At 68.5% G+C, this 22065-nt stretch carries 26 protein-coding genes; 2 read left to right on the top strand and 24 right to left on the bottom strand.

The annotated features are described in order from the left end of the window. Positions 1 to 36: 36 nt before the first annotated feature. From hisIE to hisS, 11 genes are all read right to left on the bottom strand, one after another. On the bottom strand, positions 37 to 675 hold the full coding sequence (hisIE, locus tag BCL79_RS00375) for a bifunctional phosphoribosyl-AMP cyclohydrolase/phosphoribosyl-ATP diphosphatase HisIE (protein WP_121036650.1): 639 nt from the start codon (positions 673 to 675) through the stop codon (positions 37 to 39). Further along, positions 665 to 1441, bottom strand: a complete 777-nt coding sequence (gene hisF / locus BCL79_RS00370; protein ID WP_121036649.1) for an imidazole glycerol phosphate synthase subunit HisF — start codon at positions 1439 to 1441, stop codon at positions 665 to 667. Before hisF ends, hisIE begins: the two co-directional genes overlap by 11 nt. Next, entirely contained in the window at positions 1435 to 2169 is a 735-nt protein-coding gene (hisA, locus tag BCL79_RS00365; protein ID WP_121036648.1) for a 1-(5-phosphoribosyl)-5-[(5-phosphoribosylamino)methylideneamino]imidazole-4-carboxamide isomerase, read from the bottom strand. The genes hisF and hisA overlap by 7 nt, the downstream gene beginning before the upstream one ends. After that, positions 2166 to 2768 (bottom strand): imidazole glycerol phosphate synthase subunit HisH, encoded by a 603-nt coding sequence (gene hisH, locus BCL79_RS00360; RefSeq protein ID WP_121036647.1) that lies wholly within the window; start codon positions 2766 to 2768, stop codon positions 2166 to 2168. The genes hisA and hisH overlap by 4 nt, the downstream gene beginning before the upstream one ends. After that, on the bottom strand, positions 2765 to 3838 hold the full coding sequence (gene hisB, locus BCL79_RS00355) for a bifunctional histidinol-phosphatase/imidazoleglycerol-phosphate dehydratase HisB (RefSeq protein WP_121036646.1): 1074 nt from the start codon (positions 3836 to 3838) through the stop codon (positions 2765 to 2767). Before hisB ends, hisH begins: the two co-directional genes overlap by 4 nt. After that, positions 3835 to 4923, bottom strand: a complete 1089-nt coding sequence (gene hisC / locus BCL79_RS00350) for a histidinol-phosphate transaminase (RefSeq protein WP_121036645.1) — start codon at positions 4921 to 4923, stop codon at positions 3835 to 3837. The genes hisB and hisC overlap by 4 nt, the downstream gene beginning before the upstream one ends. Then, positions 4920 to 6215 carry a histidinol dehydrogenase gene (gene hisD / locus BCL79_RS00345; RefSeq protein ID WP_121036644.1) on the bottom strand — a complete coding sequence of 432 codons (1296 nt, stop codon included), beginning with the start codon at positions 6213 to 6215 and terminating at the stop codon, positions 4920 to 4922. Before hisD ends, hisC begins: the two co-directional genes overlap by 4 nt. After that, positions 6212 to 7123, bottom strand: a complete 912-nt coding sequence (gene hisG / locus BCL79_RS00340; protein ID WP_121036643.1) for an ATP phosphoribosyltransferase — start codon at positions 7121 to 7123, stop codon at positions 6212 to 6214. Before hisG ends, hisD begins: the two co-directional genes overlap by 4 nt. Before the next feature lie 11 nt (positions 7124 to 7134). Next, positions 7135 to 7455, bottom strand: a complete 321-nt coding sequence (locus BCL79_RS00335) for a YerC/YecD family TrpR-related protein (protein WP_121036642.1) — start codon at positions 7453 to 7455, stop codon at positions 7135 to 7137. A 166-nt stretch (positions 7456 to 7621) separates the two neighbouring features. Further along, positions 7622 to 7888: a hypothetical protein gene (locus BCL79_RS00330; RefSeq protein WP_259462065.1), complete on the bottom strand. Its 267-nt coding sequence runs from the start codon at positions 7886 to 7888 to the stop codon at positions 7622 to 7624. A gap of 23 nt (positions 7889 to 7911) precedes the next feature. Next, positions 7912 to 9309, bottom strand: coding sequence for a histidine--tRNA ligase (gene hisS, locus BCL79_RS00325; RefSeq protein ID WP_121036640.1), 1398 nt, complete (start codon positions 9307 to 9309; stop codon positions 7912 to 7914). A gap of 141 nt (positions 9310 to 9450) precedes the next feature. Between hisS and BCL79_RS00320 the strand changes: the two genes are divergently transcribed. Next, a complete protein-coding gene (locus BCL79_RS00320) occupies positions 9451 to 10212 on the top strand; it encodes a Crp/Fnr family transcriptional regulator (protein ID WP_019183011.1) in 762 nt (253 codons plus the stop codon). Between the two features lie 7 nt (positions 10213 to 10219). Here BCL79_RS00320 and thrC read toward each other — a convergent pair whose 3' ends face one another. From thrC to BCL79_RS00295, 6 genes are all read right to left on the bottom strand, one after another. After that, the gene (gene thrC / locus BCL79_RS00315) at positions 10220 to 11512 is read right to left on the bottom strand and encodes a threonine synthase (protein ID WP_121036639.1); all 1293 of its coding nucleotides are present in this window, start codon (positions 11510 to 11512) and stop codon (positions 10220 to 10222) included. 31 nt (positions 11513 to 11543) lie between these two features. Next, positions 11544 to 12461 (bottom strand): homoserine kinase, encoded by a 918-nt coding sequence (locus BCL79_RS00310; RefSeq protein WP_121041028.1) that lies wholly within the window; start codon positions 12459 to 12461, stop codon positions 11544 to 11546. 11 nt (positions 12462 to 12472) lie between these two features. After that, positions 12473 to 14995, bottom strand: a complete 2523-nt coding sequence (gene thrA / locus BCL79_RS00305; protein ID WP_183073614.1) for a bifunctional aspartate kinase/homoserine dehydrogenase I — start codon at positions 14993 to 14995, stop codon at positions 12473 to 12475. 89 nt (positions 14996 to 15084) lie between these two features. Beyond that, the gene (locus BCL79_RS20415; protein WP_259462064.1) at positions 15085 to 15213 is read right to left on the bottom strand and encodes a hypothetical protein; all 129 of its coding nucleotides are present in this window, start codon (positions 15211 to 15213) and stop codon (positions 15085 to 15087) included. 129 nt (positions 15214 to 15342) lie between these two features. Beyond that, positions 15343 to 16290, bottom strand: a complete 948-nt coding sequence (locus BCL79_RS00300; protein ID WP_121036637.1) for a DMT family transporter — start codon at positions 16288 to 16290, stop codon at positions 15343 to 15345. 67 nt (positions 16291 to 16357) lie between these two features. Next, the gene (locus BCL79_RS00295; RefSeq protein WP_121036636.1) at positions 16358 to 17047 is read right to left on the bottom strand and encodes a helix-turn-helix domain-containing protein; all 690 of its coding nucleotides are present in this window, start codon (positions 17045 to 17047) and stop codon (positions 16358 to 16360) included. A gap of 103 nt (positions 17048 to 17150) precedes the next feature. On the opposite strand from BCL79_RS00295, the gene BCL79_RS00290 reads away from it, so the two are divergent. Further along, on the top strand, positions 17151 to 17639 hold the full coding sequence (locus tag BCL79_RS00290) for a GNAT family N-acetyltransferase (RefSeq protein ID WP_121036635.1): 489 nt from the start codon (positions 17151 to 17153) through the stop codon (positions 17637 to 17639). Positions 17640 to 17697: 58 nt separating this feature from the next. Here BCL79_RS00290 and BCL79_RS00285 read toward each other — a convergent pair whose 3' ends face one another. The 7 genes from BCL79_RS00285 to BCL79_RS00255 all read right to left on the bottom strand — a co-directional run bounded on the left by BCL79_RS00285 (position 17698) and on the right by BCL79_RS00255 (position 22065). Next, complete coding sequence (locus BCL79_RS00285; RefSeq protein WP_046272599.1) at positions 17698 to 17985, bottom strand: hypothetical protein; 288 nt, start codon at positions 17983 to 17985, stop codon at positions 17698 to 17700. Positions 17986 to 18144: 159 nt separating this feature from the next. Next, complete coding sequence (locus tag BCL79_RS00280; protein WP_019183020.1) at positions 18145 to 18594, bottom strand: PA2169 family four-helix-bundle protein; 450 nt, start codon at positions 18592 to 18594, stop codon at positions 18145 to 18147. A gap of 169 nt (positions 18595 to 18763) precedes the next feature. After that, the gene (locus BCL79_RS00275) at positions 18764 to 19033 is read right to left on the bottom strand and encodes a PQ-loop domain-containing transporter (protein ID WP_121036634.1); all 270 of its coding nucleotides are present in this window, start codon (positions 19031 to 19033) and stop codon (positions 18764 to 18766) included. Beyond that, entirely contained in the window at positions 19033 to 19746 is a 714-nt protein-coding gene (locus BCL79_RS00270) for a glycosyltransferase (protein ID WP_121036633.1), read from the bottom strand. Before BCL79_RS00270 ends, BCL79_RS00275 begins: the two co-directional genes overlap by 1 nt. Continuing rightward, positions 19743 to 20330 carry a class I SAM-dependent DNA methyltransferase gene (locus BCL79_RS00265; protein WP_121036632.1) on the bottom strand — a complete coding sequence of 196 codons (588 nt, stop codon included), beginning with the start codon at positions 20328 to 20330 and terminating at the stop codon, positions 19743 to 19745. Before BCL79_RS00265 ends, BCL79_RS00270 begins: the two co-directional genes overlap by 4 nt. Beyond that, a complete protein-coding gene (locus BCL79_RS00260; RefSeq protein ID WP_121036631.1) occupies positions 20327 to 21076 on the bottom strand; it encodes a PIG-L deacetylase family protein in 750 nt (249 codons plus the stop codon). Before BCL79_RS00260 ends, BCL79_RS00265 begins: the two co-directional genes overlap by 4 nt. Then, positions 21073 to 22065: an acyl-CoA dehydrogenase gene (locus BCL79_RS00255; RefSeq protein ID WP_121036630.1), complete on the bottom strand. Its 993-nt coding sequence runs from the start codon at positions 22063 to 22065 to the stop codon at positions 21073 to 21075. Before BCL79_RS00255 ends, BCL79_RS00260 begins: the two co-directional genes overlap by 4 nt.

The following is a 22065-nucleotide window of genomic DNA, read 5'->3' as shown; positions in this document are numbered from 1 at the left end:
GCGTTTCACCGACGTTAAACGATGTGCAGCCCTGCCCTACCCGGCGTGGCGCGCCGCCAGCACCGCGACCGCATCATCCAGCGACAGCCCACGCGCACGCAGCAGCACGGTCAGATGGAACAGCAGATCGGCCGACTCGCCCAGCAGCGCGTCATCGTCCTGCACCACCCCTGCCAGCGCGGTCTCCACGCCCTCCTCGCCCACTTTCTGCGCGATGCGGCGGATGTCGCCCTCGAACAGCGACGTGGTGTAGCTGCCGGCCGGGCGCTGCTGCTCGCGTTCGCGCACCACGGTATCCAGCCGGCCCAGGAAGTTGCCGGGTGCCTGCGGGAAGCAGCTCTCGCTGCCGGTATGGCAGGTCGGCCCGGCCGGGCGCGCACTGACCAGCAGGGTGTCGTTGTCGCAGTCGATCCGCACGGCGGTCACCGCCAGCACGTTGCCGGAGGACTCGCCCTTGGTCCACAACCGCTGCTTGCTGCGGCTGAAGAAGGTCATGTGGCCTGTGGCCAGGGTCTGCGCCAGCGAGGCCGCGTTGGCATAGCCGAGCATCAGCACGCGCAACGTATCCGTGTCCTGCACCACCACCGGCAACAGGCCATCGCCCTTGCCCCAATCCAGCTGCGCCAGCGCCTCGCGCGACGGCTGCACGTCAATGGAATTCACGTCAATAGACATCTCGAACCTCGATCTGCTGCTCGCGCAGGAACTGCTTGAGCGCGGGAATGGCAATGGCGCCACTGTGGAACACGCTGGCGGCCAGCGCACCGTCGACATCGGCCTGGTCGAACACATCGGCGAAGTGCTGCATCTCGCCCGCGCCGCCGGAGGCGATCAGTGGAACCTGGCACAGCGCACGGGCCTGGCGCAGCTGGGCCACATCGTAGCCGCGGCGCACGCCATCGCTGTCCATGCAGTTGAGCACGATCTCACCGGCACCCCGGCGCTGTGCCTCCACCACCCAGTCCAAGGTACGTACGGCCACCGCCTGGGTCTTGTCCGGATCGCCACTGAAGCGGCGCACCCGCCATTGTCCGTCCGCCTCGCGCACCGAATCGATGCCGACCACCACGCACTGGACGCCGAAGGCATCGGCCAGCTCCTCGATCAGTTCGGGCCGTCCGAGAGCCGGCGAGTTGATCGAGATCTTGTCGGCGCCGGCATGCAGCACGCGCCGTGCGGTCTCCACATCGCTGATCCCGCCAGCCACACAGAACGGAATGTCGATCAAGCGCGCGATGCGCTCGATCCAGGCCACGTCCACCGCGCGCCCTTCCGGGCTGGCGCCGATGTCGTAGAACACGAGTTCATCCGCGCCCTGGTCGCGGTAGCGCATCGCCAGTTCGGCGATATCGCCCATGTCCACGTGATCGCGGAAGCGCACGCCCTTGACCACGCGACCATCGCGCACATCCAGGCAGGGAATCAGGCGGCGGCTCAACATGCCAGCGCTCCTTCCAGGGTCATGCGCCCTTCCAGCAATGCCTTGCCGAGGATCGCCCCGCCGCAGCCGACCGCCTTGGCCTGGGCGACATCGTCCGCATCGCGCACGCCACCGGAGGCCTGCACCGCCACGCCGGGAAGCCGTGCGGCCAGATGCCGGTAGAGATCGATGTTCGGCCCGGACAGCATGCCGTCGCGCGCGATATCCGTGCACAGCAGGTGCTGCATGCCCGCCTCTGCGTAGCGCTGGGCCAACACGTCCAGCGTGTCCTCGGCGGTCTCGGTCCAGCCATGCACCGGCAACAGCCAGCGGCCGTCCTCGGCCTGGCGCGCGTCCAGCGCGATGGTCAGCCGTTCCGGACCGAACTCGCGCAGCCAGCCGATCACGGTGTCCGGCTCGCGGACCGATACCGAGCCCACCACCACGCGGGTGGCACCGGCGTCGAGAATCCGGGCGACGTCATCGCGCGAGCGCACACCGCCGCCGGTCTGCACCTTCAGGCCGGTCTGCGACGCGATCGAGGACAGCAGCGGTGCCAACGTGTAACCACCGGCGCGGGCCGCATCCAGATCCACCAGGTGCATCCAGCTTGCGCCCGCCGCGGCAAACGCCTGCGCGCGCGGCAGCGGGTCATCGCCGTAGGTGGTCTGCTGCGCGTAGTCACCCTGCAGCAGCCGCACCACGCGGCCTTCGCGGATATCCAGGGCGGGATAGACGATGAAACTCATGTCGGTTCGTTCTCGATGAAATTGCGCAGGATGCGTGCGCCGGTATCGGCCGAGCGCTCCGGGTGGAACTGGGCACCACTGTGCCGGCCGCGCTGCACCACGGCTGCGAACAGCCCGCCGTGATCGCACGCGGCCACGGTGTCTTCGCCCAGGGGCGCGGCGTAGCTGTGGACGAAGTAAGCGCTGGCCCGGTCCGGCACGCCGGCCAGCAGCGGCGACGCGCGCAGGGGCAGCAACCGGTTCCAGCCCATGTGCGGCACACGGATGCCGGTGGCAGGACGCAGGTGGCGCACGACTCCGGGCAACAGGCCCAGGCATTCGACGTGTCCTTCTTCGGAGCCGTCGAACAGCAGCTGCATGCCCAGGCAGATCCCGAGCAGTGGCACCTCCAGCTCGCGCAGCGGCTGCACCAGACCCTGTGCATGCAGACGCGCCATGCCGTGCGGGGCCGCGCCGACGCCGGGCAGGATCACCCGCGAAACGCCCTGCAGGCCCTGCGCATCGCGCACCAGCCGCACCTGCACGCCCAGCCGTTCCAGCGCATAGCGGACCGAGCCGAGGTTGGCGCCGCCCGCATCGATCAGCGCAACTTCCGTCACAGCGCCCCCTTGGTGCTCGGCAGCGCGGTGCCCTGCCGCGGCAAGGCCTGGCGCAGCGCGCGCGCCAGCGCCTTGAAGCAGGCCTCGACCTTGTGGTGGTCGTTGTCACCGCGCACGCTCAGGTGCAGGTTCAGCCCGGCCGCATCGCACAGCGAGCGGAAGAAGTGCGGCACCAGTTCGGTCGGCATGTCGCCCACGCGCTCGCGCTTGAACTCGCCTTCGAAGACGAAGTACGGGCGGCCGCTGAAATCCAGCGCAGCACTGGCCAGCGTTTCATCCATCGGCAGGGTGAAGCCGTAGCGGCCGATACCACGCTTGTCGCCGAGTGCCTCACGCAGGGCCTGGCCCAGCGCCAGACCGGTATCTTCAATGGTGTGGTGCTCGTCGATGTGCAGGTCGCCCTCGGCCTGCACGCTCAGCGCGAAGCCGCCGTGCTTGCCGATCTGCTCCAGCATGTGATCGAAGAACGGCAGCCCGGTGTGGGTCTGCGGCTCGGCGGTGCGATCCAGATCGACCTCGACCCGGATCTTCGTTTCCTTGGTATTGCGCTGCACGGTGGCGCGGCGCGGTGCATCGGCCAGCTCATGCGCGATCGAGGTCCAGTCCCAGTCGCCGCCGAACTGCTCGGTGCGCAGCTGGAATCCACGGATCTTCATATTCTCGGCGAACTGGATATCGGTCAGGCGGTCACCCACCATCGCCGAGCGCGACCAGTCGATGCTGCGGTCCTGCAGGTACGGCAGCATCAGGCCGATACCCGGCTTGCGGGTCGGCGCGTTGTCCTGCGGCCAGGTGCCGTCGATCAGCACGTCACGGAAGGTGATGCCCTGGCTGGCGAAGATCTGCAGCATAAGATCGTTGGGGCCATCGAAGCTGGCCTGCGGATAGCCTTCGGTGCCCAGGCCATCCTGGTTGCTGACGATCACGAACTGATAGCCCGCATCGCGCAGCTTGAGCATCGCCGGGATCACATCGCGCACGAAGCGCAGCTTCTCGTAGGCGTCGATCTGGAAATCGGCGGGTTCTTCGATCAGGGTGCCGTCGCGGTCGACGAACAGAATCGGGGTCATGCGGCAGCCCTCCGGGCCATCAGGGCGGCGAGTACACGGTCGTTCTGATCCGGGCTGCCGATAGTAATGCGCAGCGCATCGCCCAGCTGCGGCGCGGCACGCTGGTCACGCACCACCACACCGGCGGCGAGCAGCGCATCGAACGCGCCCTGTGGGTCGGTAAAGCGGGCCAGCAGGTAGTTGCCCTGCGAGGGATAGACACGCACCACGCCGGGCAGTACTGCCAGGCCGGACTGCAGCCGGGTACGTTCGGCCTTGATCTGCGCGATGCGCTGGGTGGTGATGGCCAGGCTCTCGGCGCCGAGACCGGCCAGCGCCAGCTCGGCACAAGGTGCCGGCACCGGATAGGGCGCTTGGCAGCGGCGCAGCACCTGGATCAGGGCGGCATCGGCGATCAGGGTGCCGATACGCGCGGCCGCCAGCGCATGCGCTTTGGACAACGTGCGCAGCACGGCGATGTTGTCGTAACGGCTCAGCAGCGTGGTCGCGGACGGCTGCTCGGCATACTCCCCGTAGGCCTCATCCACCACCACCAGCGCCCTGCCCTGCAACGCCGTCGCCACCCGTTCGATCTCGGCCAGCGTGATCAGGCTGCCTGCGGGATTGGACGGCGAGCACAGGAACACCAGCTTGGCGTTACCACCCAGCGCGGCGGCGATCACCGCATCGATATCGGCGACCAGCGCATCGCCCAGATCGACCAAGGGCACTTCGATCAACGGCGCGTTCTGCAGCCGCGCGCAGACGGCATACATGCCAAACACGGGCGGTGTGGTCAGCACCGCATCGCGGCCCGGCTCGCACAGCGCGCGCACCAGCAGATCGATGGCCTCGTCACTGCCACGGCCGATCAGCAGTTGTTCGGCGGAGCAGCCGTACAGCTCGGCCAGCCGATCTCGCAACGCGGCCGGCTGTGGGTCGGGATAGCGACGCGCGCCACCGGCGGCGTCGGCCGGGTTGGCCCACGCCGACTCATTCGCGTTGAGCCAGACATCGCCGACCAGCGCACTGCTGCGCGCCGAGGAATACCCGGCAAACGCCTGCAGGTCGGCACGCACCAGGGACAGGAGGGAGGCAGTGCTCATGCGGCGGCCTCCATGCGCAGGGTCACCGCGTTCTCGTGCGCATCCAGGCCTTCGGCGCGTGCCAGCACACGGGCACACTCGCCGATCGCCGCGATGCCAGCGGGCGTGGCCGACTGCACGCTGATCAGGTTCTGGAAGCTGGCCACGCTGACGCCACTGTAGGCACGTGCGGCACCGGCGGTCGGTAGCACGTGGTTGGTGCCACTGCAGTAATCGCCCAGCGCTTCGGGGGTGTAATCGCCAAGGAACACCGAACCGGCGGCCTCCACCTTGTCCAACCAGGCGCGCGGCTCGCGCAGCGCCAGGATCAAGTGCTCCGGGGCATACCGGTTGCTGATCGCGAAAGCGTCGTCCAGCGAATCGACCAGGATCAGACGCGAGGACGCCAGCGCCTGCGCCGCGATTTCCGCACGCGACAACTGCGCCAGCTGCGCTTCAACCGCAGCCTCGACCCGGTCCACCATCGCCGCGTCTTCAGTCAGCAGCAGCACCTGCGAATCCGGGCCGTGCTCGGCCTGCGAGAGCAGATCGGCGGCGACGAATGCGGGATTGGCGCCGGCATCGGCGATCACCAGCACTTCGGAAGGCCCGGCCGGCATATCGATCGCCGCAGCGCCGTCCTGGGCGACCTGCTGCTTGGCTTCGGTCACGTAACTGTTGCCCGGGCCATACAGCTTGTCGCAGGCGGGAACGCTTTCAGTGCCATATGCCATCGCCGCGATCGCCTGCGCGCCGCCCAGCTTGAACACGCGGTGGACGCCGGTCAGGCGTGCGGCCACCAGCACGGCCGGATCGGCACTACCGTCCTTGCGCGGCGGCGTGCACAACACCACTTCACGACAGCCGGCCAGCTGTGCGGGCACGCCCAGCATCAGCGCGGTGGACGGCAACGGTGCACTGCCGGCCGGTACATACAGACCCACCCGACCGATCGGGCGCACCACGCGCTCGCAACGCACGCCGGGCGCGGTCTCGACCGAATAGCCCTGGCTCATGCCGGCCTGGTGGAAGGTACGGATGCGCGCGGCGGCATCGATCATCGCCTGACGCAGTTCGGCCGAGACGGCCTGTTCGGCCGCAGCGAATTCACCTTCGCTCACCTCGAAGGTCTCCGGTGCCACCCCGTCGAAGCGCAGGGTGATCTCGCGCAGTGCGGCATCGCCGCCTTCGCGCACCGCCGCGATCAACGCGGCAACGGACTCACGGGTGCGCGCCGCCACGGCCTGGACCGGGCGTTGCAGCGCCTGCGCCTGGGCGCCGGCATCCAATTGGGACCACGTCAAACGATTCATGCCAGCGACCGCTCCACACTCAGCACCATCAAGCCCTGCGCCCCCGCGCGCTCCAGGTCCTCCAACCGCTGCCAGGTCAACGCACCGTGGCACATGGTCTGCAAACGCAGGTGGCCGCCATCATCGGGCAGCTGCACCAGCGGATCGGCATCGGGCAGCAGGCGGGTCAACTCGGAAACCCGGTCCAGCGCGGCGCGGAACATCAGCAGCTTGCTGTCCTGCACCTTCACCACGCCATCAAGACGACGCAGCAGCATGGCCATCAGACCGGCGCGGGCGTCATCGGGTGTACGGACCGGGCCGGCCAGCACCGCTTCGCTTTCCAGCAGGGTTTCGACCGGCTTGAGCTGGTTGGCGGCCAGGGTGGCGCCGCTGGACACCAGATCGCAGATCAGATCAGCCGTGCCCAGGCGGGGGGCGATTTCGACCGAGCCGGACAGCTCGACCACCTGGGCATCCACGCCGCGCTCGGCCAACCAGTCGGCCAGGATCGCGGGGTAGCTGGTGGCGATGCGCTTGCCGGCCAGCTGCTCCACGCCCGTCCATTCCCACTCCTCCGGCACCGCCAGCATCAAGCGGCACTGGCCGAAGTTGAGCCCGCGCAGCGCCTGGTACGCATCCGGCAGGCCGATCCGGCGGCGGGCGGCGCCCTGCTCGTCCAGCTCGTTGCGCCCGACGATGCCGAAATCGCACACACCGTCGGCGATCAGGCCGGGGATATCGTCGTCGCGAACCAGCAGCAGATCCACCGGCAGCGATTCGCCGTAGCAGAACAGCTTGTCGCGGCTCTGCCGCCAGCTCAGCCCGCAGGCGGTCAGCAGGCTGCGGGCGGGCTCGGCCAGCCGCCCGTTCTTCTGGATGGCGATACGCAGCCGGTCACGTGCCGGGGCGGTCTGGGTTGCACTCATGGGGGAGGTCTCTACTCGGATTCGGGGGAGGTCGGCGTGGCGGCGATGGCGGCGGCGTAACCGCCGTGGCCGTGGTCCAGCGAGCGCGCCACGCGTCCGGTGGTGGTCACGCTGACCCCGGTCAACTCATGGATCTCGCGATACGGCACGCTCTGCTGCAGCAGCGGCACGACCTTCCAGCGGTCGGACAGCGCTTCCAGCTCGGCGGGGGTGCACAGATCGCGCAGGAACGCGGTCACCGCGTCCGGATCGGACAGGGCAGCAAAGGCACGCGCCAGCGAGGCCAGATCGGCCTGGGCGTCTTTTTCGCGGGGGACGGGACGTAGTTTCATCGTATCAATGTAATAGCGTGATATTACATTAGCGCAAACGAAACCGCGCAGTCAAACCGCCGCCGCAGGCGAAATGGACCGGTTCAGGGTCTGGAAACGCACAACGCCCGCGTTAGCGGGCGTTGTGATGGATCTCCAAGGAAGCGCGCCGACGAACAGTCGGCCCCTACCGGCAGCGGACCTCGGCACGCAGGGCACCGCTGCGCAGGCATTCGCCGAGCAGGCTGCCCTGGCGGCTGGGGAACGACTCCACGGCCTGCAGGGGGCCGGCGCCGCCGGGACAGCGGTTGCCGGCCAGCGCGCGCAGGTCGTGCTCAAGCTGTTCCCGATCGATCACATGGCAGCGATCGACCGAGAGCTGGTAGTGCCCCGGGCCGATCCGCTGGCTGCGCAGCGCCGGATCACTCTGGCAGGCCGCGAGCAGGAGCACCATCAGCGCCCCTGCCCCAAGCCGCTTCATGCCATGGCCTTGGCCTGCTCCAGCTCGACCTGCAGCGCGCTGGCCAGCTCGTCGCGGGCGACCTCGAACTGCTGCTCGCGCAGCAGATCCTTGACCGCCACCACGCCACGGGCCAGCTCATCTTCACCGGCCAGCACGACGAAACGGATGCCGGCCTTGGCCGCGTACTGGAACTGCTTGCCGATCTTCTTCGGCTCCATCTGCACTTCGGCGTTGATGCCGCCCACGCGCAGGCGACGGGCGATATCCAGCGACTCGGGCAGGCCGTTGTCATCCATCAGGGCCACCAGCGCATGCACGCTGCTGTCCTCGATACCGGCGATCAGGCCGGCTTCGCGCAGCTGCCAGAACAGGCGGGTCAGGCCGATGGAGATGCCCACGCCCGGCAGCTTGGACTTGCTGTAGTGGCTGGCCAGGTCTTCGTAACGGCCACCAGAGCAGATCGAGCCGATCTGCGGGTGGTCGGTCAGCGTGGTCTCGTAGACGGTGCCGGTGTAGTAATCCAGGCCGCGCGCGATCGAGAAGTTCAGGCAGTACGCGGTTTCGGGCACGCCCAGCGCCTTGACCAGCTGCAGCACTTCGCGCAGCTCGGCCACGCCCAGCTTCAGCGTCTCGCTGGCGGCGCCGTCGGCCAGCAGCGCATCCAGCTGCGCCAGCGCATCGGCATGGCTGCTCGACCGCACCGCCACGAAGGCCAGGATGCGCTCGACCTGCTCGGCCGGAATCGCAAAGCCCTCGCCCCCCAGCGTCTCGCGCACGTAATCGGCGCCGCGCTTGTCCAGCTTGTCCACTTCGCGCAGCACGGCCAGCTGGCGTTCGCCATCGGCCACGCCCAGGCTTTCGAAGAACCCGCGCATCAGCTTGCGGTTGTTGAGCTGCACCGAGAAATCACCGATGCGCAGCTCGGCGAACACCGCGTGGATGACCGCCAGCACTTCGGCGTCATAGCGGGTGCTCAGCGCGTCCTTGCCGATCACATCGATGTCGCACTGGTAGAACTCGCGGAAACGGCCCCGCTGGGCACGCTCACCGCGGTACACGCGCTGCATCTGGTAACGGCGGAACGGGAAGGTCAGGTCGTGTTCGTGCTCAGCGACGTAGCGCGCCAGCGGCACGGTCAGATCGAAGCGCAGGGCCAGCTCGGGCAGCGCTTTCTCTTCGGCTTCGGCGGCATTGGCCAGCGCGCCGGTGGACTGCACGAAATACACCTGGCGCTCGGTCTCGCCACCGGATTTGGTCAGCAGCACATCGGACAGCTCGAACACCGGGGTTTCCACCGGCAGGAACCCGAACCGCTCGTAGTTGCGGCGGATGACGTCCAGCATGCGCTGGAACGCGATCTGCTCACGCGGCAGCAATTCCATGATGCCGGGCGGCGTACGGGGCTTGATCACTTGCGGGACTCCTGCGGAAACGGGGGGATGAGCGAGCGGCATATTCTAGCCGCAGCCGGCGCAACGAGCCGCATCCGGGCGTCGGGGCCGGGCCAATGACGGCATGACGTATCATAGGCAGGTCCCGCTTGCTGACCTGACATGACCCGGCCCCACTCCGGTACCGCGCTTTCCGCTGTTGAAGACCCCGCCGCCCCCGGTTGTTCGCCGCTGCGCGACTGTCTGCATTGCTCGGTACGGCACCTGGCGGTCTGCTCGGCGCTGTCGCCGGATGAAGTGCAGGCGCTGGAGCGGGTCACCGTGTCCCAGGCACTGCCGCTGGGCTCCACCCTGGCCCGTGCCGGTGAGCCGCGCCAACATGTCTATACGATTACCGCCGGTGCGCTGCGCCTGGTCCGCACGCTGGCCGATGGCCGCCGCCAGATCAGCGGCTTCGTGCTGCCCGGCGATTTTCTCGGGTTGAGCGGCAGCGATCACCACCGTTATGACATCGAGGCCATCGCCGACAGCCGGGTCTGCCGCGTGGCCCTGCCGCAGATGAAGGACCTGCGCTCGCGCTTCCCGCATCTGGAGCGCAAGCTGCTGCAGCGCGCCTGCCAGGAGCTGGATGCCGCGCAGGATGCCGCGATGGCGCTGGGCCGGCTGCAGCCGGCCGAGAAGGTCGCCGATTTCCTGCTGCGCCTGGCCGCGCGGGAAGCGCTGCTCGGTGAGCCGGGGCTGCGCGTGACCCTGCCGATGGGCCGTGGCGACATCGCCGACCATCTCGGCCTGACCATGGAAACCGTCAGCCGCACCTTCACCAAGCTGCGCCAGCAGGGCCTGATCGCCCTGCCCCATCTGAACACCGTCGAGATCCTGGACGAAGCCGGCCTGCAGAAGCTCTCGGCCGACGAGTCGTACTGACCCCGCCTCACCCGCGCAACAGCACCTCACGCAGCGCCCCATACGCCGGTGCGCAGGCTTCGGCCTGCGCGGGCCGCTCCAGCAGCGCGGCCAGGGCCGGCGGCACGTCCAGCGCCCGCCCGATCAATGGCTCCACCACCGATTCGAACTTGGCCGGGTGTGCGGTCGCCGCCACCGCCCAGTGGCCCTGTGCGCCCGCGGCCCGCAGATGCTCCAGGCGCGCCACCGCCGTCGCCGTATGCGGGCAGAACACCTCGCCATACAGGTCATGTCGCCGACGGATCAGCTCGCGGATCGCCGCATCGTCGATCGCTTCCGCGCTGAACGCAGCGCGCAGTGCTGCATCGTCGTCGTTGTACAGCCACCGCAGTCGCTCGAAATTGCTCGGGGCCCCCACGTCCATGGCATTGGCGATCGTCGCCACGCTGGTCTGTGCCTGGTAGGCCTCGCCGTGGAAGTAGCGCGGCAACACATCATTGGCATTGGTCGCCAGCGCGATCTGCCCCAGCGGCAGGCCCATCGCCCGCGCCAGGATCGCTGCCATCGCATTGCCCAGGTTGCCGGTCGGAATCACCAGGTTGAGCACGTGGCCGGTCTGCGCCTGATGGACCAGGGCAGCGTGGGCGTAATAGCTCATCTGCGGGAGCCAGCGGCCCAGGCTGATGCTGTTGGCCGAGCTCAACGGCACCGCGTCCTGCAGCTCGCGATCGCCCAGCGCCTGTTTCACCATCGCCTGGCAATCGTCGAACGATCCGGCGACGCGCAGCGTGTGGATGTTGTCGCCGAAGCACCCCAGCTGATGCGCCTGGCGCGGCGAGACACGGCCATCCGGGTACAGCACCACCACCCGGATTCCCGGCTGCCGATGGAAGGCCGCGGCGACGGCGGCGCCGGTGTCGCCGGAGGTCGCGACCACGATCGTCAGCGGACGCTCGCGCCCCTGCTGCAGGCGCGCAAGACACGCCGCGAGAAAGCGCGCACCGAAATCCTTGAAGGCGGCCGTGGGGCCATGGAACAACTCCAGTACATGGTCATCGGCGGTCGCCAAGGGGCGCAGTGGCGCATCGAAATCGAAGGCCTGCTCGCACAGTTCGGGCAGCGCTTTCTCCAGGGCATCGTCATGGAAATACGGCGCCAGCAGCGCCGCAGCGGTCTGTGCGAAGGACCCCTGCGCTGACCAGTGCTGCAGGCGCGGGCGGTGTTCGGGGACATACAGACCACCGTCCGGGGCGAGGCCAGCGGCGAGCGCGTGGCTGAGTGAAGCGGCGGGTGCAGCGTGACGCGTGGAAACGAACTTCATCGGACATCCCAGAGTAGAAAGAGTGGACGCGTCACAGCAGGCGCGCGGCGGGCGCATTCAAGGGCGACACCCAGGCCTGGCTGTCGAAGCCGGACTCGGCAAATGCCTGTTGCACGGCCGCCTGCGCAGCAAGGGCAGCGTTACGCTGCTCGAACCAGGCAAACACGCTCGGCCCTGCGCCGGAAATACTGGCGCCCATCGCCCCGCCCGCCAGCGCCGCGTCGCGCGCGGCGGCAAACCCGGTGATCAGACCGGCACGGCGCGGCTCGACCAGCACATCACGCAGTCCGGCACGGATCAGCGAGGCATCGCCGGTGAAGCAGCCACTGAGCACCAGTGCCAGATTCGCGCTCTGCGCGACGAACTCGCCCAACGCGTAATGCCCCTGCAGCGCGGCGCGCGCGCGGCGGGTCTCCAGCACGGCATCCGGGTGCACCAGCAGGCTGTGCCACGCCGCCGGGACCGGCACCGGCACCAGCCGGTCCGCCGTGCTCAGTACCAGCCCGCCCAGCAGCATCGGCCCGAGGTTGTCGCCATGCCGGCCCCCGCTGGCCACGGCCTCACCGGTCAACGCGAACGGATACAGCGCCTCGCGCGACAAGGGCTGCGGCAACAGCGCATTGGCCGCGACCAGCGCCGCCACGCACGACGCGGCCGAACCGCCCATGCCCGAGCCCAGCGCGATGCCCTTGTCGATCTCCACCTCGAAGCCGAACGGCAGATCCAGCGCGGCACGCAGCGCGATCAACGCGGCGCCGGCGGTGTTGTCCTCGGCCACCCGTGGCAGATCCACCGTGGTACCGCGGATCGCGTGGATGCGGACCACCGGTTCCCCGATTCGCCGCACCGTCACGGTATCGCCAACGCCCTCAATGGCGTGGCCAAGGATGTCGAACCCGACCCCCACGTTGCCGACCGAGGCCGGCGCAAACGCACGTGCTTCCGTCATGCTGCCCTCAGTCACAGACGTGCTCCTTCACCCACCGCCACGCGCAGCACATCGGCGAACACGCCGGCGGCGGTCACCTCCGGCCCGGCGCCCGGGCCCTGCACCACCAGCGGATTGTCGCAGTAGCGGCGCGTGGTGAACTGCATGACGTTGTCGGTCAGGCGCAGGTTGGCGAAGGCATGGCCGGCCGGCAGCGCGACCAGGCCCACTTCGGCACCGTCCGGCGTCAGGCGCGCCACATAGCGCAGCACGGCACCGTCCGCGCGGGCGGCCGCCAGGCGCTCGGCGAACACCGCATCGATCTGCGGCAGGCCGGCGATGAAGTCGTCCACGCTGGCCTGGCGCAATGCTTCGGGTACCAGGCTTTCCACGCGCACCTGCGCCAGGCTGAGCTCACGGCCTGCCTCACGCGCCAGGATCACCAGCTTGCGCGCGACATCCACGCCGGAGAGATCATCGCGCGGGTCCGGCTCGGTATAGCCCATGCCACGCGCCTGGCTGACCAGTTCGGAGAACGGCACCTGGCCGTCGTACTTGTTGAACAGCCACGCCAGCGTGCCGGAGAAGATGCCGTCGATCGCCAGCACCTCATCGCCGGTATCGACCAGGTCGCGCAGCGTGGTGATCACCGGCAGGCCCGCGCCGACCGTGGCTTCGTAGCGGAAGCGCGCGCCACTGCCAGCCGCTGCCTCGCGGATCGCGTGATAGCGCTCCAGCGGGCCGGCACCGGCCTGTTTGTTCGGGGTGACCACATGGATGCCCGCGGCCAGCCAGCCGGCATAGCGGTCGGCCACGTCGGCGCTGCCACTGCAATCGATGATCAGCGCATGCGGCAGATGCGCGGAGAGCAGATGCTCCGTGAACGCCTCCAGATCACTCGGTTGCGCCGGGCCGGACAGCGCCGCGCGCCAGTCACCTTTCAAGCCGCGCTCGTCCAGGACCATGCGGCTGCGCGAGGCGACCGCACGCAGGCGCAGATCCACATTGGCGCGGCCGAGCAACTGCACCTGGGCCGCCTGCAGCTGATCCAGCAGCGCCGCGCCCACATTGCCGGGGCCGATCACGCCGACCGAGAACGTCTGCGGCGACAGCCAGAATCCGGCATGTGCCGCGCGCAGGGCCTTGGTCGCATGGCGGCTGTCCACCGCCACCGAGATGTTGCGCTCCGACGAGCCCTGCGCGATCGCCAGAATGTTCACCTGCGCGCGGCCCAGCGACTCGAACAGGCGCGCGGCCACGCCGGGCTGGCCGGCCATGCCATCGCCCACGGCGGCCAGCACGCTCACGTTGTCGGTCAACTGCACACGCTGCACCTGGCCCAGGCTCAACTCATGCGCGAACGCCTGCAGCAGCGATTCACGCGCCCGCACGGCCTCGGCCTGCTTCACCACGCAGCAGATCGAGTGCTCGGACGAGCCCTGCGAGATCATCACCACCGACACATGCGCATTGCGCAGCGCCGCGAACACCCGCTCGGCCGTGCCGGGCACGCCGATCAGGCCGGTGCCTTCCAGGTTGATCACGGCCAGGTCCGGGCTCAGGGTCAGGCCCTTGATCGGACCGGAGACGGTGCGCTCGGCGGTGATGCGCGTGCCCGGATGGTCCGGGTGGAAGGTGTTGCGGATGATGATCGGCAGGCCGCGCTCGATCGCCGGCGACATCGTCTTCGGGTGCACCACTTTGGCGCCGAAATAGGCCAACTCGCAGGCTTCGTCGTAGCTCAGCGCTTCCAGCTGGACCGCCTCGGGCACCACCCGCGGATCGGCCGAGAGCACGCCGTCCACGTCGGTCCAGATGTGCAGCTCGTCGGCATTGAACAAGGCGGCGAAGATCGCACCGGAGTAGTCGCTGCCGTTGCGGCCCAGCGTGGTGATGCGGTCCTGGCGATCACGGGCGACAAAGCCGGTGGCCACGATGCGCGATTGCGGATGCTGCAGGCGCCACTGGGCCAGGCGCTCGGCGCTGCGCACCCAGTCCACGTCCACGCCCAGTTCACCGCGCTCGATCACCAGCACATCGCGCGCGTCCAGCACCGCGCAGTCTTCGCCCAGCGTCTGCAGGTACTTGCCCAGCAACTGGGCCGAGTACACCTCGCCCATGCCCTGCACGCGATCCAGCACTTCGGTGGGCAGGCCGCCGATCACTGCCAGCGCACCCAGCACCTCGGCCAACTGATCGAAGCGCTGGTCCAGCCATTCCACCGTCGCCCCGGCGTGCTCGCCGAGCAAGGCAACGGCGGCACCGCGGTGGCGTGCCCGCAAGGCGTGCCACTGTTCGCGCCAGGCCGAGGCGTCTTCTGCGGCCAACGTGGCCACCCCGATCAGCGCATCGGTCACGCCCTTCATCGCCGAGACCACGGTGACCTGCATCGTCTCCTCACGCGCCAGCAGCAGCTGCGCCACATGGCGATAGCGCTCGGCATCGGCCACCGAGGTGCCGCCGAACTTGTGGACCACGGTGGTCACGCCGGCCCGCGCGGCGACGGAAGCGGCGGGCTGGGCGGAAGGTGGAGCGGAAGCGGCGACAGAAGACATGCTGACCTCGATGGGAGGCCCCGCGTCACATCAGGTTTGAGAGTTTCCCCCGCCACCTGATCTGGGTGCGGGGCCGTGGTTTTCGGAAATTACGCGAAGACGACGGGCCGCACCGGGCGAGTGGTGGCGGCGGTAATGATGGTGGTACCGGTCGACACGGCCAGGGCGCCCGCGGAGGCGGGAACGAGCAGGAAGGCGTGGGCGGCGGTGATGACCATGGATCAAGAAAACTACGCCGCCGCCCTGCTTGTCAAGTGCTGCGCTGCAAAAGATGGTGGCACGTAAACCGCTGCCATCGTCGGCCAACAAGTTGCGATTGTGACCATCCAGCCGCGGCAAGGCCTTCCCTATCCCACATGCTCCGCCACCGCCGCCGGTGGGCGATGCGCGTGCGCGCACATCAGCACGCCCGAGACCAGGCAGACGATGGCGACCGTTTCCATCGGCGTCGGCCAGCGCTGCTGCCAGGCAAAGCCGTACAGCAGGGCGAACAGGGTCTCGAAGACGATCATCTGCCCGGTGAGGGTCAGTGGCAGGTGGCGGCTGGCGCGGTTCCAGCAGGCATTGCCGAGCACCGAGGCGACCACCGCCACGCCCGCGCTGATCAGCCAGAAGTTCAGCCACTCGCCCGGCGGATGCACCGTCGCGCTGGTCAGGAACGCACTGGGCACCAGTACCAGGGCAAGCCCGCCGGTGGTGATGCCGGTCAGCAGCGACCAGTCATGCCCGGACAGATCCGGCCGGCGCGCCAGCCAGCGGCTGTTGCCGATCGAATACACCGCCCAGGACAACAACGCCCCGACCGCGCACAGCAGCCCCAGCAACCGGCGCCCGGCCGAGCCCTGCGCATGCTCGGCCATCAAAGCTTCATAGCCCACCAGCGCCACGCCGAGCAGGCACAACAGCAGCGCCGGAGCCAGGCGTCGCAGCGGGACGGCGCCTTCCTCGCGCACGCCAGCCAGGGTCACCACCACCGGCATCAATCCCACGATCAGCGAGGCGGCCGCACCACCGGCCCACTGCACGGCATTGGCCAGCAGCAGGAAGTAGACCAGGTTGCCGGCCAGGCTCAGCCACAGCAGACCACGCCACTCGGGCCACGCCAGCCGGTCCTTGAGCTGCCGCCAGCGCGGCGCGAGCAGAACGACGGCAATCAGGCCGTAGACCAGATAACGGCCGGCCGAGAGCTGTACCGCGTTGAAGCTGTGCAGCACCGCCGGGGCCAGGAACACCACGCCCCACAGCGCGCCGGCGGCAATGCCGTTGGCGATGCCCACTCCCATCGATCGTTTCATTGCAGCTCACGCGGTATGCATTGGCCGCGCAGTGTAGAAGCCGCGCACCGCGACGTCTTGACCGAGGCTACTGCCGCCGGAAGGCCTGCGGGGTCAGCCCGGTCTCCCGGCGCAGGGCACGGGTCAGCGCACTGTGCTCGGAATAGCCGGCATCAAGCGCGATCGTGGCGATGCTGTCGGTGCTGGTGAGCAGCCGATGCTTGGCCCAGCGTAACCGGCAGGCACTCAGCCACGCTTGGGGAGGCACCCCGAATTCCTGTACGAAGGCCGCGTGCAGGCGGCTGCCGCTGATGCCCACCAGCGCGGCCATTCGGGCTACGTTCCAGTCCGCGCCGGGGTTGGCCGAGAGCCGGGTGCACAGGGCATGCAGGCGTGCCGCGCTGCCAGCGGGCGCGTACTGCTGCAGCAGGGTCGCGAGCAGACCCTCACTGCCGTGTGCGGGCGCACCGGCCAGGCGCTGGCGCACTCCCTTCGGCAGTGCCAGCCAACGCTGGCGGCGCAGGTGCTCCAGGGTGTGGTCATCGATCACCCCCGCCGGGCAATCGACGATCAACATCAGATGATCGCCATCGCCGGTCTGCGCATGTCCCTCCCCGGGCGCCACGAAGGCTCCCTGCAGCACATCCAGGCGGCCGCCAAACGCATCGACCTCGACATCCAGATCGCCGCGCAGCGGCAGCACCCATTGCGCAAAGTCATGCCGGTCCACATCGCTGGACGTTCCGTAACACCGCAGATGGCAGGCGCTGGCGTGCATGGCGATAGTCTGCGCGCACGGTGAAGGCCGCTGCAAGCGGCGGCGAAACGCCCGCGCATCCGCGTACCATGGCAGCCGACCCGTCCAACATGGAGCGTTCACCGTGGCCTGCACCATCGTTCCCCTCAGTGACCGCCCCGACCTGCTGCCCATCCTGGCCGAGTGGTACTTCCAGCAATGGGGACGCCACGTGCCGGACCTGACCCTGCTCGATCAGCAGCAGCGGCTGGAAGTGTTCCTGCAGAACGACGAGTTGCCCCTGCTGCTGATCGCGCTGGATGACGCGGTGCCGGTCGCCGCAGCGCAGCTCAAGTTCCATGAGCGGACCGAGCGGCCCGAACGATTGCACTGGCTGGGCGGCGTCTATGTCCATCCGGCGCACCGCGGGCGAGGCCTGGCCGAGAAAGTCATCGAAGAATTGCTGGTGCGCGGTCGCGCGCTTGGCGTACGCGATCTCTACCTGCAGACCGAAGCCGATGATGGCGGCCTGTATCGTCGGCTGGGCTGGGCCCCGCTGGAATCACTGCAGCATGCCGCCGGCATGCCCGTCCGGATCATGGTCCGCAGCGTGGCCGCCGACCGCGTCGACTGAACGCGCGGTTGCGGCGCCCTGGTTCAAGAATGAATGAATGCGCCGCCGGTGAACGGCGTCAGCGGAAGCGCACCGGCTGCGGTGCCGGGCGGTCGGCCAGCGAGCCGAGCGTGAACGTGTATCCAGCCTCTTCCAGCAGCTTGCGCATGCGCAGCTCCGCGCGCTTGGGGTAGGCCAGCGAGGTCGGCGCGTGCAGGGCGTAGGAGGTCGATTTCCCGGGCAGCGTTTCGCGGGTCACCGAGGACTGATTGGTCTCGCACGCGTTGGCCCACAGGTCCATCAGCACCTTCGGGCCGATGGATTGATTGTTGCTGAGACGAAGCGTCAGCCAACGCATGTGTTCCATGACAAATCCAAGCGGCTCTTTGTCCCGAGTATGCACCAATTCCCCCACTACCGTTCGGCGCCGTCTGGACCTTGGCCGCCACCGCGCCTGCCGGACACAAACAGACAGCCCCGGCAGTGCCGGGGCTGTCTGGATACCGCTTCAGGAAGCGACTGGAACTCAGTGCTTCATGGCGTGCTTGCGGTCGCGCATGACGGCATGGCACTCCTGCACCTGCGGCAGCAGACGCTGGACTTCCTGGCGCGCGGCCGGCGAGGTGTCGGCGTCGGTCAGGGTGTCCTTGAACGCCTTCAGCAGGCGATCCTCGGATTCTTCCAGCTCGGCCACGTAGCCGTACTGCTTGTCGCCCAGGGTGGCGCGCACCTTGCCGTAGAACTGCTGCATGGAACCGACGAAGGTGCCATGGTCGGCCGGCTTGCCGCCAGCGGCGACAACGGTGGCGCTTAGCGAGCGGACGATCTCATTCTTGACACCGGCGATACGGGTGAAGAGCGCCGCCAACTCGGCATCTTCGACCTTGCCTGCGGCCTCGGTGTAGAACTCCTGGCCATCGCGGGCGATTTCGATCAGGTCGTTCAAGTTATGCGCGGTCTTCGATTCGGTATTCACTGCGATGTACTCCTGTTGGTCCGGTTTGGCCCGTGTGTTGTTGTCGGGGTGAGTCGACTTTTCCGCATTGGCCATGAAGTCGGCGTGACACTGAAATGCGAGTGTTCAGCGAGCTCAACGCACTGCGCGGCAGATGTGCACGGCGCGTCGTCGAGGCGCGAAATACGTGTTACTTCCCCGCCCGTCTGCGCTTGATCCAGGACAGCCATTGCCCGGCGATCGCCGTGAGCAGAATCAGCGAATTGGTCACCACGAAAACGATCGATCCGGTCGCCGCGCTGTACGCAATGAACAATACCGAGGCAGTGATCTGGCCAACGAACAACCACGTCGATACCGCCTGCGCATCCTCGGCGGTCCACTGCTTCCAGATCTGCCGCCACAGCGTGGCGATCAGCACGGCGGTCGCCGCCCAGCCGAGCAGATCGATGGGGGCCATCAGCGCGCCAGCAGTGACAGCGGCGGCACGTCGCTCACCACCTCATCGGCCGCCAAACCAACGCGCTGTTCCAGGCGGCGCAGGAAGTCACTGAAACCGTGCGGTGCACGCGCGTACCGGCGTGCGCTGGTGATCACCCGGGGGCTGGCCAGCCGCGCCACCTGCATGCCAGCGCCGTACATGGCCTGGATCAGCGCAACGTCCTCACCGGTTGCCAGCGGCGCGAAGCCGCCGGATTGCCGATAGGCCAACGCGCTGAAGCCCATGTTCGCGCCGTGTACGTGCGGGTGCCCATCCACCGCATGCTCGCGCTGCAGGAACTGCTCGCGCACGGCCTGCGGGTAGTCCAGCCAATCGCCCACCGCCACCACGCCACAGAAGGCATTCGCACCGCATTGCAGCTGGCGCGCCAGCCAGTCCGGCGGCACCGCGCTGTCCGCGTCGGTGCAGCCGATCCAGCGAGCCCCCAGTGCCAACGCGCGCTCACTCGCCGCCGCGCGCGCGACGCCAACACAGCCCGCCTCCACAGTCACCACCTCCACCCCCATGCGCTGGCAGATCCACTCGGTCGCGTCACTGCAGCGATCAAGGGCGACCACGATCACCACCGGCTCGCCACGCAGCGCGGGATGCAACGCGGCCACCTGCAGCGACTGCAGGCAGGCCGCGATCAATTGTTCCTCGTTGTGCGCGGGAACGGTCACGGCAATCATCGCAGGCCCTCGTGTTCGGCCACCGAGGTGGTCTCGGCCGACCAGCCTTCCAGCAGCATGTCCTCGTCACGATACGAGAACAGGCGGGGCAGGCTGTCATCAAACTGCGCGTGCACGAACGCGGCGCTGCAACGCGCCTGCTCGAACGGCACGCGCCAATGGCAGGCAATCACCACGCCCTGCGGCGTGAGCGATTGAACCACCTGCGCCGCCACCTGACGCATGTCGTCTTGTGAGAGGTAGTAGCCCATTTCACCGAGCACGATCAGATCGAACGTGCCTGCTGGCCAGTCCTGAGGATGACGCGCCTGCTCGATGGAAACGTGCGCGTGGCGCCGGGTCATCGCCTGCGCCGCGGCGACAGCGCCTTCGCTCAGATCGGTGGCGAGCAGGTGATCGCAGCGCTCGGCCAAGGCCGCGGTCAGCACCCCGTTGGAGCAGCCCAGCTCCCAGCCACGGCCAAAGCGCTCGCGCGGCAGGCTTGCAAGGGTGAGCGCGCGCTTGCGCTGTTCGTACCAGCGGGTGCGGTACTGGAAGGGATCCTCGTTCTCGTACAGCGCGTTGAAGTAGGCGACATCGCTCATCCAATCAATACCTCGTAGTTCCGTTCAAACCGCTGCAGCACAGCGGCAGGCAGGATGGGCTCGCACTCGAGCCCCGGCACCGCGCCGGTCTGGGTCACGAATTGCTGGATGGCATCGCGCTTGCAGCCCAGCAGGTCGTCCTCCAGCGCATAGCGCGTGGCGGGCGCCCAGGCCGTCGGTGCCGCCTGCGGGTCCAGCCAATGCCAGCCCCACACCGGGTATTCCTTCAACGCGGCGCCGCGCGCGGTGCAGGCCTGCACGCAGGCACGCGCGACCGCTTCATGGTCCGGATGCCCATCCAAGCGCCACGGTGCCAACACCAGATCATCCGGCTGCAGCAGGGCCGCCAGCTGCTCGCCGATCCATGCCTCGCTGGCCGTCACCGCGCCATCGCCGATGTGCCAGGCGATCCGCGCTGCACTCGCCAAGCCCAGGCAGCGCAGCGCGTCGTCCAGCTCAGCGGCACGGGCCACGCGCAGCCGCTCGGGCGACCACGCAGGTTGATCGGGATAGCAGGCTTCGCCGTCCGTCACCGAGATTACCGTGATGGCCAAGCCGGCGTGGTGCGCAAGCGCCATCAGGCCGCCGCATGCCAACACTTCATCGTCCGGATGCGGCGACACCACCACCAGCCGCCGCGCATCGCCGAACAGCGCCGCAAGGGACGCCAGGGGCAGCGCCTGCAACCACGGCGATGCCGCCCACTGCGCTTCGGTCACGCCGCCGCCTTCGATCTGACGATTCACAGCGTCCACGTGCGGCCCTCGCGGTGCATCAGGTTGCCAAGATGCTGCCAGTCGCGGTCGGCATGGCTCTGCCGGATGAACACCGTCAGGTCGGCCCAGCGCCGGGCGTGCGCCGGGTCCATGCACATCGGACCAGGCCCCAACGCCCTGCCCACCCGATCCAGGGTCAGGGTGGCAGCCCTTTCCACCGCGCTGCGTGCCCGCACGATTTCCTTCTGGTGAGGCAGCTCGGGCTGCGCATCGATCAGCGCGGCCAGCTCGCGCAGCAGTGAGGCGCACGGCGACAGCGCCAGGTCGATCTCACCCAGCAGGCCGGCCACCGTGCCCGGCTCATCGGCCCGCGCGTTGTGCAGCAGCGGCTCGGCCAAGGCACTGGCGCCACCAAACCAGCAGGCGGCAATACCTGCGCCGCCGTGCCAGAACCCCGGACGCTGCAGATAGGCGTCCGCCGCGCCAACCTCGACGGCCGGCACCTGGTCGAAACGGGCTGTCCCGCTCGGCACCCGCCCCATGCCCGTGGCCTGCCACGTCTGTGGCAGGAAACTCACGCTGGCGCGGCGCACCGGCACCAGGAACAGCCGCGAGCGCCCATCATCGCGCACCGTCACCAGGGCATGGTCAACCCTGCCTGCACCAGAGCACCATGGCTTGTCACCGGACAGCGTGCCGGTGGCCCGATCAAAGCGCAGGGTCGCCGCCGGCCCTTCGGCCGCCCATACGGCGCCCAGCCGATCGCGGTCCGGCATCGAGGCGCCGAGTTCTTCCAGGATCGCCTGCGCGTCGTAATGCGCTTCCAGCACCTTGGCCAGGCAGAGATCGCGCGCGGCGATATGCGCCAACGCCTGCCAGCGCAGCAACGTGTCCCCACTGCCGGGGCGCGACAACGAGGGTTGGTGTTCGATCCACGCACGCGCCTGCGCCTGCAGGTCATCGCCATCGGTCACCGGCTGCGGTGCCGCCGGCGGTACAAGAGAAGCCACGGCATTCAT

Source organism: Stenotrophomonas rhizophila (genome assembly GCF_003651185.1).
GTDB classification, from domain to species: Bacteria; Pseudomonadota; Gammaproteobacteria; order Xanthomonadales; family Xanthomonadaceae; genus Stenotrophomonas; species Stenotrophomonas maltophilia_Z.
This window is presented reverse-complemented; position numbering and strand designations above follow the sequence as displayed.

Excerpts from the sequence above, each read along its gene's own strand:
- BCL79_RS20415 (WP_259462064.1), bottom strand. The coding sequence starts at position 15,213 with ATGGTCATCACCGCCGCCCACGCCTTCCTGCTCGTTCCCGCCTCCGCG.
- BCL79_RS00335 (WP_121036642.1), bottom strand. The coding sequence starts at position 7,455 with ATGAAACTACGTCCCGTCCCCCGCGAAAAAGACGCCCAGGCCGATCTG.
- hisG (WP_121036643.1), bottom strand. The coding sequence starts at position 7,123 with ATGAGTGCAACCCAGACCGCCCCGGCACGTGACCGGCTGCGTATCGCC.
- hisA (WP_121036648.1), bottom strand. The coding sequence starts at position 2,169 with ATGAGTTTCATCGTCTATCCCGCCCTGGATATCCGCGAAGGCCGCGTG.
- BCL79_RS00330 (WP_259462065.1), bottom strand. The coding sequence starts at position 7,888 with ATGGTGCTCCTGCTCGCGGCCTGCCAGAGTGATCCGGCGCTGCGCAGC.
- BCL79_RS00295 (WP_121036636.1), bottom strand. The coding sequence starts at position 17,047 with ATGCACGCCAGCGCCTGCCATCTGCGGTGTTACGGAACGTCCAGCGAT.
- hisIE (WP_121036650.1), bottom strand. The coding sequence starts at position 675 with ATGTCTATTGACGTGAATTCCATTGACGTGCAGCCGTCGCGCGAGGCG.
- thrA (WP_183073614.1), bottom strand. The coding sequence starts at position 14,995 with ATGTCTTCTGTCGCCGCTTCCGCTCCACCTTCCGCCCAGCCCGCCGCT.
- hisD (WP_121036644.1), bottom strand. The coding sequence starts at position 6,215 with ATGAATCGTTTGACGTGGTCCCAATTGGATGCCGGCGCCCAGGCGCAG.
- BCL79_RS00300 (WP_121036637.1), bottom strand. The coding sequence starts at position 16,290 with ATGAAACGATCGATGGGAGTGGGCATCGCCAACGGCATTGCCGCCGGC.
- thrC (WP_121036639.1), bottom strand. The coding sequence starts at position 11,512 with ATGAAGTTCGTTTCCACGCGTCACGCTGCACCCGCCGCTTCACTCAGC.
- BCL79_RS00275 (WP_121036634.1), bottom strand. The coding sequence starts at position 19,033 with ATGGCCCCCATCGATCTGCTCGGCTGGGCGGCGACCGCCGTGCTGATC.
- BCL79_RS00270 (WP_121036633.1), bottom strand. The coding sequence starts at position 19,746 with ATGATTGCCGTGACCGTTCCCGCGCACAACGAGGAACAATTGATCGCG.
- BCL79_RS00265 (WP_121036632.1), bottom strand. The coding sequence starts at position 20,330 with ATGAGCGATGTCGCCTACTTCAACGCGCTGTACGAGAACGAGGATCCC.
- hisB (WP_121036646.1), bottom strand. The coding sequence starts at position 3,838 with ATGACCCCGATTCTGTTCGTCGACCGCGACGGCACCCTGATCGAAGAA.
- BCL79_RS00310 (WP_121041028.1), bottom strand. The coding sequence starts at position 12,461 with ATGACGGAAGCACGTGCGTTTGCGCCGGCCTCGGTCGGCAACGTGGGG.
- BCL79_RS00285 (WP_046272599.1), bottom strand. The coding sequence starts at position 17,985 with ATGGAACACATGCGTTGGCTGACGCTTCGTCTCAGCAACAATCAATCC.
- BCL79_RS00255 (WP_121036630.1), bottom strand. The coding sequence starts at position 22,065 with ATGAATGCCGTGGCTTCTCTTGTACCGCCGGCGGCACCGCAGCCGGTG.
- BCL79_RS00320 (WP_019183011.1), top strand. The coding sequence starts at position 9,451 with ATGACCCGGCCCCACTCCGGTACCGCGCTTTCCGCTGTTGAAGACCCC.
- hisF (WP_121036649.1), bottom strand. The coding sequence starts at position 1,441 with ATGTTGAGCCGCCGCCTGATTCCCTGCCTGGATGTGCGCGATGGTCGC.
- hisC (WP_121036645.1), bottom strand. The coding sequence starts at position 4,923 with ATGAGCACTGCCTCCCTCCTGTCCCTGGTGCGTGCCGACCTGCAGGCG.